This is a genomic window from Mycoplasma pogonae, from assembly GCF_054170725.1.
This window is the reverse complement of record NZ_JBSWZS010000022.1, coordinates 1-9469: the sequence shown is the minus strand read 5'-3', so window position 1 is coordinate 9469 and position 9469 is coordinate 1. Positions and strand designations below refer to the sequence as shown.

11 protein-coding genes are annotated in these 9469 nt (G+C 24.4%); all 11 read right to left on the bottom strand.

The genetic code is table 4. The features are described 5' to 3' along the window. Positions 1 to 1175, bottom strand: a 1175-nt coding sequence (locus tag ACW95P_RS04890) for an Mbov_0396 family ICE element transmembrane protein (RefSeq protein ID WP_457962151.1), incomplete at its 3' end; no start/stop codon positions are given. Positions 1176 to 1215: 40 nt separating this feature from the next. Then, positions 1216 to 1554 carry a hypothetical protein gene (locus tag ACW95P_RS04885; protein WP_457962150.1) on the bottom strand — a complete coding sequence of 113 codons (339 nt, stop codon included), beginning with the start codon at positions 1552 to 1554 and terminating at the stop codon, positions 1216 to 1218. Positions 1555 to 1574: 20 nt separating this feature from the next. Further along, complete coding sequence (locus ACW95P_RS04880; protein WP_457962149.1) at positions 1575 to 2216, bottom strand: Mbov_0398 family ICE element protein; 642 nt, start codon at positions 2214 to 2216, stop codon at positions 1575 to 1577. Position 2217: 1 nt separating this feature from the next. After that, positions 2218 to 2721 (bottom strand): single-stranded DNA-binding protein, encoded by a 504-nt coding sequence (locus ACW95P_RS04875; protein ID WP_457962148.1) that lies wholly within the window; start codon positions 2719 to 2721, stop codon positions 2218 to 2220. A 9-nt stretch (positions 2722 to 2730) separates the two neighbouring features. Beyond that, positions 2731 to 3066 (bottom strand): hypothetical protein, encoded by a 336-nt coding sequence (locus ACW95P_RS04870; RefSeq protein ID WP_457962146.1) that lies wholly within the window; start codon positions 3064 to 3066, stop codon positions 2731 to 2733. Further along, positions 3050 to 5119 (bottom strand): type IV secretory system conjugative DNA transfer family protein, encoded by a 2070-nt coding sequence (locus ACW95P_RS04865; RefSeq protein WP_457962145.1) that lies wholly within the window; start codon positions 5117 to 5119, stop codon positions 3050 to 3052. The genes ACW95P_RS04870 and ACW95P_RS04865 overlap by 17 nt, the downstream gene beginning before the upstream one ends. A 120-nt stretch (positions 5120 to 5239) precedes the next feature. Beyond that, positions 5240 to 6052 (bottom strand): hypothetical protein, encoded by an 813-nt coding sequence (locus tag ACW95P_RS04860; protein ID WP_457962144.1) that lies wholly within the window; start codon positions 6050 to 6052, stop codon positions 5240 to 5242. Beyond that, positions 6052 to 6681 (bottom strand): hypothetical protein, encoded by a 630-nt coding sequence (locus tag ACW95P_RS04855; protein WP_457962143.1) that lies wholly within the window; start codon positions 6679 to 6681, stop codon positions 6052 to 6054. Before ACW95P_RS04855 ends, ACW95P_RS04860 begins: the two co-directional genes overlap by 1 nt. A 26-nt stretch (positions 6682 to 6707) precedes the next feature. Then, the gene (locus ACW95P_RS04850; RefSeq protein ID WP_457962142.1) at positions 6708 to 7010 is read right to left on the bottom strand and encodes a hypothetical protein; all 303 of its coding nucleotides are present in this window, start codon (positions 7008 to 7010) and stop codon (positions 6708 to 6710) included. 23 nt (positions 7011 to 7033) lie between these two features. Further along, positions 7034 to 8269 carry a hypothetical protein gene (locus ACW95P_RS04845; RefSeq protein WP_457962141.1) on the bottom strand — a complete coding sequence of 412 codons (1236 nt, stop codon included), beginning with the start codon at positions 8267 to 8269 and terminating at the stop codon, positions 7034 to 7036. Positions 8270 to 8550: 281 nt separating this feature from the next. Next, positions 8551 to 9276 carry a hypothetical protein gene (locus tag ACW95P_RS04840; RefSeq protein WP_457962140.1) on the bottom strand — a complete coding sequence of 242 codons (726 nt, stop codon included), beginning with the start codon at positions 9274 to 9276 and terminating at the stop codon, positions 8551 to 8553. Positions 9277 to 9469: the final 193 nt, after the last annotated feature.

Below are 9469 nucleotides of genomic sequence, written 5' to 3'. Positions count from 1 at the left end.
TTTTTTCTTATTTCAGCTTTTTGTCTTTGATATTCAGCAGGTGTTAATTGACCGGCTTTCAACTGCTTGTCTAATATACCTTGTTCCGCGCTTCTAAATGATTTAGGAATAGCTTTTTTAGGTAAGCTTTTAGCAAATTTAAACGCTGTTCCTCCAGCAACAGCTAATGACATACCTGTTTTCATTAATGATGCAGTTTCTCCTAATGTTTCTCTCGTAGACATTCCTTCACCAACAAATTCAGTTATTAATGATGTTAATGAAGAAACTCCTAATGCCCCACCCATCAATAATAAAATTAAAAATAATTGTCTAGAAATAGGAGTTCAATCTTCGAGTGTATTTACCCATCCTGAAATTAAATTTGTATAAATTACAAAAACATTCATACCAATCAAAAAACCTTGAATAGCTAGTGTTTTAGCTAAGAATAATTGTTGCCATGTTTTAATTCTTTTTCCAGCATCGAGTAAAATTGTAGGAGCTACAAGCGGAGATATTATGAATAAGAAAAATTGTTGAAAAACTTTTTGTATTAGTGATAATGCAGCTAAAAGAAAAATGAATGATAAGATAATTCCAATAATTCCTAATGTTAAAATAATTTGAAATCCTTCTCCTCATTCTAAGTTTTGATAATCGCTATAATTCATAGATTTAAAATCATTATCAGCCATTATTTCTCATTCATTTAAATTAATAGATTTAGGCTTTAAACTAATAAATATTTTTTTAGCTATAGAAGATTGATCGTCCCCAAAAGCTTTGTTTATAAGTTCGAAAATTAAATCGGTTGCTCAAAATAGTAAAAATACTCCCAAAGGAACAAATACAATAAACAAAATTGAAGGAACTACTCTTATTAATGAATAAAGCCCGGGGCCTCTACTTTCTCTTTTTACTTTATCTACTGCGATTTTAACAATTGCAATAAGTAAAAATAATGAAAATAAAAGGGCAGCAACAATTATTAAACTTAAAAAAGGAGTAGGTAAAATTGTTTTATTTCAATCTTCTATTTCTCCATTTTTTGATCCAAACATCAATATATTTGGTAAAGAATTTGCAATATATTTATAAAGCCCTAAAACGGATTTTAATATTTGAAAAGGTAATGAAACCAAAATTCAAAACATTTGATGTAATCCGAAAAACAAAGGAGTAAATAATCACATTATATTTTTATTTTCCTAATTAAAATTACTTTTTTTATATTTAACCATTTTTAATACTCCCAACAGCGTCTTCCGCATATTTTGTTATAAATGTAAATCCCACTGCAACAGCAATTATGAATAAAATTATACAAACAAGTATAATTCCCGCTGATCTCATATGATCTGATTTATCTTGAGCATTACCCTTATTATGAGCCATAGCAATTTTTACGATTTGATATATAAATAAAAGGCCGAGAGTGATAGCACCAATAGCAGTTCCTATTTCTAAAAATCAATAACCTACCGTTTTACTAAATTCTTTTACAGGCTCAACAGGTGAAAATCCCCCTTCTGCTGCAAGTGCGAAGCCCATAGCTTCTAATTTATTTAACATAATAATTCTCCTTAATTTAATTAATCTTTTATATCTAGAATTTCTTCAAAATTTGTATCAACGTTATCTTCTAAATATTCTTTATTTGTTTTTTCTTCTTTTTTAACTTTTTTATCCATAACTTCTCTTAATTTATCAAGCATATGTTTTTCACTAGATTTTTTAGCTTTAAAATATTCATTTTCTCTTAAAGCTTTTGCAGATAAATTATCAAATTCACTTTCTTCAACAGGAATTTTTCCAAATTCAGCGTTAAGCAAAACATTTAATTTATCATTTATGATTGATAATTCAGAATCTATATAAAACGTAAGTGCTTGAAGTTTGTTATGCAACTTTTTATTTGAAGCAAAAATAGCTTTTTGAAAAGCATAAAATAATTGTTTTTTAAATTTTTGCTCTGCTTCTTTATATAATTCAGCTTGAATTCCATTAACAATAAACTCTTGCATTTTTTTATTTAATGATGTAGAAGATAATGAATCCTTATAAATTGCAAATAATGCAGCATCTTGAGCACTTGAAAAACGACCGGAAAACCGAGCAGTTTTTTGTTTTTTGTCATTCATGTGTATAGCTGTTTTTTCAACTAATTCTTTTAATTGTTCATCAGTTAGCGCGTTAACATTTATTTTTTTAGTTTTTTTGTTTGAATCATTCATTTTAATTTCCAAAAATTTCGTTTACTGAAAAATGTTCTACATCTGTTTCATTTGAATCATTTGTTAATTCATTTTGATTATTTTTTGAATTTTCATTTTGAGAAATAGACATTTGTGTTGCCATATAAGCTAAATCATTTTCCATGTTAAATTTAGAAAAATCATTAGAATTTTCATTTACTTTTTTATCGCCTCTTTCTTCTACAAAACCAATTTGAAAAACTTTTAATTGATTGCTTTGAATTGTGTCTCCATATTGATTTTGATAGCTTTTAATTACTCAATTACCAGCTAGCGAAACAAAAGATCCTTTTGAAGCTTTTGAACTTAAATATTTTGCTTGTTCTCCAAAAACTACAATTTCCATATATTGAACATCATTTTTGTTATTGTTTGAATGTTGCCTAATTGCAACCGAATTTTTTACATATGAATTTCCTTTTTCAGAAACTTCTAAATTAACATCTTTAGTTAATCTTCCATTAATTATCGCTATGTTAAACATGCTTTCTCCTTATTTTTTGTATCATTTAAATATTCTTAATTTATATTTATCTTTTTGTCTCCCAGAAACAGCTATTAAAATATCTATTCATCATCAAAAAGCCACAGGTAAACAAATATAAAAATTAGTTTGTGAAATGAATTCTAAATTATCTTGATAAATAAATGTCAATGCTACAATCACAGCTAAGGTTGCAATGAATGCTAATATTTTTAAAAAACCGAAAATTTTTCGTCCAGCATAAAATCTATCTAAACCTATAAAAGCCATCATAATTAAAAAAAATCTTGATTTGCTAGAAGCTTCTTCAAGATGATTAGATTTAGAATTAAATATTTGTATCATTTTTTACTTCACTTTCATCATCATCTTTATAGACATAATTGCATTTAACATTTTTCTTTTTAAGCGATCCCTCATATTCCGTTTCAAAAGGACATCTTAAAATTTTTTTATTATTTTCCTTAAATGTTGCTAATGCTAATTTGTGATCCGGGCAAATTAATTTTTGTTTTTTCTTATTTTTTTCTTTTTCTTTAATCTTTAATATGTATTCTTCTTTTCATGCTAATTTTTCTTTTTTAGAATTATTTTTATCTTCGGATTTTTCTTCAAAGTCAGTTATTGATTGCGATTCCGCAATAGCTGCTTGAATTTTTCTTTCTTCTTTTAAAATTTTTTCCATATTTAATAAGAAATTTTCTTCATTAAATTCATAAACAATGTTTTTGTAATTGAATTTATCTTCAGATCAGATTGCTCCAGCATATTCGGCGAATAAAAGCAAAGGCTTTTCTTGCAACATTTTAATTAATATTTGATTTTTAGCCATTGTAGCTAGTTCTTCCATAGGGATTACAGGCTCTTTATGTATGCTTGTTGATTCGCTATTTGATTTTCCAGAATCATTTTGGGATAATGAGTGAGATTTTTTTATTATTTCCTTATTCCCTATAATTTCAGATACTTTTTTTAATGTACTGCTATCATTAGATGATAAAAAATAAACAAGTGGTAAATTATCAATAATTGTTGCGGCTTTGTCCTTATAAATAGAATTTATTTGATTATAAGATTGCACCGCTATTAAAAAATGAATATCTCTTGAACGAGCAATTGATACTTTTACGTCAAAATCTACATGTTTTTTATTGTTTCCAAATTCATCAAGTATAAAGTAAAAAGGTCTAGACAATTTTTTGCTTTCTAAACTATCTGCATAAGTGATAAATTTTTGATATAGCTGATCAACAATAATTGTGCTAAAAAAGAAATTTGCAGGTTTGTTGTCAGCATATTTTAAAAATATTGCAAAAGGTTTTTTTAATTTAAGCAAATTATCAATTTTAAAATCTGATCTTGAAGTTATAGATTTCAATGTAGAATCGTTATAAAAAGAATTAATAGCCGCACCCATTGAAGGTAAATAGTTTGATTGCATCCTTGTGTCCATGTCAAGCAAAGGCTTCAATGTATTTAAAGCATCTATCATTCTTTTTTCTTCGTATTTTTCTAGAAATTGAAATCATTCAGCATTAACACTCAATTTTTCAATACTTAAAAATTGATAAAAAGAAGCAAGATTAAAATGTTTTTTGTCAAAATTTTTTTTAGTTTTAGATAAAGCTAATAAATATTTACCAATAGCAAAAAGTCTTTGCTTAGAACCGTCTATTCAAACTGAATCTTTTGCATTATCACTTTCATAATTTAAACTTCACAATAAATCTTTTAATTCTTCAAGAGCTTTATTTTCATTTTCTTTTATGTTATTTTTATCGTCGTGATAAATTTTGTAAATGTATTCCAAAGGATTTCATCCTAATGAATGCTTAGCTTCATTAATATCAATTATAAATGTTTGATAGCCGCGTTTTTTAAGTGTATCCCCTACATGCGAAACTATTTCGCCCTTAGGGTCTAAAATGAAAAAATTAGCTTGTTTTTCACCTAAAAAGGGTTCAGAATTGTAATAGATATTTGGAAGTATTACCTTTTGTGTTTTACCACTTTCAGTTGCGCCCACAATAATTCCATGAGGTTGACCTTTAGATACTACTCATCAATTATCTTTAGTAAATTTTAAAACAAAGCCATTTTCGGCATTTTTAGGATTCACTAAAAACATTTTATTAAATTTTTTTATACCTTGTTTTTTAGGTTCATTAACTAAAAAGCCATTATCTTGATTTTCAATTTCATCTTTAAATTTGTTTTTGTTTTTATTATGTTTTACATATTGATAAAACAAAGCAGCAATAGCTATAATAGTTAATGTAAAACTAAACAAAATGTAAATTCATGATTTTTTTTCAAATGTTTCAATTCAAAATTCTAAAAATTTATCACTATTAAAAACTTCTTTTATGTTTTTATATTCAGTAAATATTAAATGCAATAAAACAGAAAGAAATATAAAAACCAATCATAAAAATATACTTAGGAATAAATAAAATCAAGCTCTTTCTAGAAATAATTTTTTTAAATTATATTTTTTAAACATTTAAAAAATTAAAATTTATCTTTCTAATTCAATTGAAAATTTTGAGCTTTTAATTTCATTATTTTTTTCTTCTGTAGAAGTATTATTTTTTGAAATTTTTATTTCAAGCAAATTAAATTTTCCTTTTTCTAAGTTATTTTCAAAATTTTCAATACTTAATAAATATTTTTTATTTTCACGTAAAAATTTAACATGATGAATATTTTTATTATTTTCATCTTCAATTAATTTAAATTTATGATTGTCAGATTCCAAATCAATTGTATTTAATGCACTAATTGTGTTTTCAAGAATTCTTATATTTTTTTTAAATGCTTCAGGTAATTCTAAATCTTCGTCATCATCACCTTTATAAATTATAAAATCTTTATCACCATCTTCTTCAACATTTAATGATCCGGGATTAAGATTGTATAAAGTATAGTTGTAATATTGTATAACGCATTCTTCAGCTCATGAAAATCCTAAATTAGATAAATGAAAATCATCCACTAAATTAGTTAAATTATCGTTAGCTTTATCTTGAATTTCTTCTTCTAAATCTTCATAATTTTCAGCTTTTATTTTTTTATCTAAATAATCTTCTACCTTATCGATGACTTCTAAAAAATTATGTTTATCAATATCACTAATTGAATTTTTGATATCTTCATAATTTCTTATTATTGCAGAAGCTTTTTCTTTGTATTTTTTATTTAGATCACTTACAATTGCTTTCATATTTTTGTAAGTGTTAAGTAATTTATTAAAATCACCTAAGGTTCATTCGTTAGAAAAAAGTGGATGAAAATCTTTTCTTAATGATATATATTCTTTTGAAGATAACATTATCTATCCAATTCCATTGTAGATTCATTTTCTCTACTTTTTAATCTTTCTAAAGCCAATTCTATAACTTCATTTGTAAGAATATTTCCAAATTCATTTAAAGAATCTCCTAAAATGCAAAATTCAGAATCTCTTAAAAAATCTACCAATTGTTTTGGATTTTCTTTTTCTTTTTCTTTATATAAATCTTTTGAATTATTATCTTGATTTAATTCATTATCTTGATTTAATTCATTATCTTGATTTAATTCATTGTCTTGATTTGATTCATTATTAACAATTGTTTGTTCTAGTTTAATTTCACCTACATGATCTAACAAATAATTTATTTTTTCATTTGCAAATTGTTCAAGATCATCATAATTGCTATTTACTTCAGCATCTTTTATTTCTCTATATATAAATTCTTCTTTTTTTTCTTCAAATTTTTCAATATTAACTTCTTGTTCTAATTTAAAATTATCAAAAATATCAATTAATCTTGGATTTAAATCAAGATGTTTTTGTAAACCTCAACTTATTTGTTTTTCATCTACAAATGTTTTTCCAGTCTCTTTTCATTGATTTTCTAATTTTGAAAGTGCTTTTTTAAGAATTTCGTTTGTTATAATAATTTTTTTGTTGTCCATATTAACTTCCTTATTTTTTATTTAATTTAATTTTTTATTTTTTGAAAAAGCAATTTAATAGGAAATTGATTTTTCTTTTTCTCAGTAAAAACTCAATTTAGTAATCACAAATTAGAAAAAATTAAAAGAAGTATTAATCCATAAGTAATTCCTGAGAAAGCAAAAGTGTTTATAAACATTTCTTTTAAACTTGAAGCATTTAAAATTTCATCAAATTCTTTTATTGCTACAACAATTGCATATATTAATGTTGTAAATGCTAATAAAAACATAAATATTGCAATTCATATCAAAAGCTTTGTTTCTATTAATTTTTTATTTTTATTCATAAAATTTCTCTTTAATAAAATATTTATAACGATCTAGTTTTAGCTAAATCATTAATTAACTTTTTAACTTTTCGACCTAATTTCAGTTCTTGTTCTACTTCATAATCTTTAGGCACATATTTCAGTCTATATTCCAAATTTAATTGATAAGGATATGTAATGCTTCTTTCAGGTAAATAACCTAGCACATCTCTTTTTTGCGAGTTATTTAATAGATCTTGAAATATTGCTTTTGTTATTGCATTACCAATTTGACTTTCAAGCTCTTTTTTTTCATTAATAATAAAATCTTTGAAATAATCATGTTTAGATTTTTCGGCTGCATTAAAAAGTTTTTTATATTCCGTTCATTGATTGTTTAATTCAAGATTATTGTTTTTGATATTTTCAAAAATATCTCAAACAAACTTTTTAACTTCGGGATCAAGCTTCTTATAAACATAACTACCATTTTTTAGCATTGAGCTACCAATGATTTCTAATTTCTTTTTATCAGGATCACTTGCTAATAATGTGTTTTTATTAACATCAGCTTTAATAATGTCTTTAATTTTTTTACGTTCAATTCAAATAGATTTTTTTTGATCTTGTAAAACATTAATGTTTTGTCCGTTTTCAACTCTTATTTTGATAAGATCTTCAATTTTTCTCATGTTTTCTTTTTTAACTTGACCAACTTTTTTAAATTGTTTTTGACCAGTTCTTTGATTTAAAAACGTTTTATCTTTTTCAAATCAAAGTAAGTGTGCATGAAGTTTACCATTATCAGCTTGAACATTAATAAAAACATTAAGATTTTCAATGTTTAAATCTTCTTTCTTAAAAAATGCAGGCAATGTAGCTTGTATATGTTTTAAAAATTCTTTTTCGCTTATAACAAAATTTTTCTTAGCAACATCACCTAGTGATAAATAAGCTTCTCAAACGAATTGATCATTTTTTAGCTCTTTACATTTATCAGCAGCATCTTTTTGATTGATATCATTTATCTCTTTACCATCAAATGTAAATAGATGTTTTTTTTGATAATCATTTTTAGAAGCAATTAATTTTTTGTAATATTCTTCTATCGTTAAATTTGAATTTAAAAATTCATTAATTAAATCTTGATTTTCTCTTTGTGTATGAATTGTTGCGGATTGCCTATTGTTGTAAAAAATCATTTTTCCGGATTTAATAAATTCAAATCGTTTTCTATTTTTTTCATCAATTGCATTAGCGGAAAAAAATCCCTTAACTTTGAAAATAACAACATCCATATTAATTGCTAATTATTTTTGATCCTTTCTTGTTAATACATTAATCTAAATATTAAGTTCCTTTAATCTTTAGATTAATATCTAGAAACCATTTTTTGGAATGCATTTTTAAACAAATTTAAAAATCATAGTATTTTTGATGTTTGCATTTATAAAATCAAATAAAAGTTAAAGCAAAACATGATAAAGGCGATAAGTTCCTTTAATCTTTAGATCTTTTTTGTATATTACATCTTGCCAACATGTTTTCTCATTTCAAAAGATTTTAAAAACATTGCATTTTAAAAATTAGTTCACATAACTTTTTTAATCATTAATAATCTTTGAAATGTTCGAAATTTATTTTTTCCATTGCTTGTTATGTATTTTGTTATTTGAATATTGAAAATGTTTTTAAATAATCAAACAACCTTAAAATTAGAAAAATATTTCATAAGTTTTGATTTTGATAAATTAATGTTTTTAAAAAAGTTAAATGTAAATTGAAAGCTTGTATAGATAAATTTTTTGTTATCTCACTTTTCACCTTCAAGATTACATATAAGCCTATCCTTAAAATTGCAATTATTGCAATCATGTCTTTCTTTTGATTGCAATGAAAATGTTTTATTACTTTTAAATTTTGCACCGTTTAATGTTTTTAAAATTGCCATTAAAGCATTAGCACAAATTTTAATAGCAAACATAGATTTAAGTTTTTCAAATGAAACTTTAAAATATTCAGTTCGATTGAATGAATGATAATGTTTTTTGTTTAACTTAACATTGCCGTTTTCTCACTTAACAAAATTTAAATTAACCAAATCATTAAGTCCGGTATAAAAGCTTGATGATGCTAAATTTGTTTCAGTTAACAATTGACTAGTCGGGAGTACCTTATGTTTGTATCTCTTATCGATATAAACTAATCAAAACAAAATTACCATAGCATTTGTTTTAGATCCTAACAATCCTAAAACTTTATCATTTATCTTTAGAACGAAATTTTTGTTTTCATTTTTTTTCATAACAAAACCCCATGTATTTTTTTGATAAAAATTTCCTGAGGCTGTGGTATAATGTATTTGCTTAATTGTTCCCGTGCCTCGGGAATTTTTTTTAAGAATGCAACGAATAACAAAAAAATCCATTGCCGTTTAACAATGGATTTTTATTTTGTTTATTTTTTAATTTGCCAACTACCTTTTATTTCTCACTACC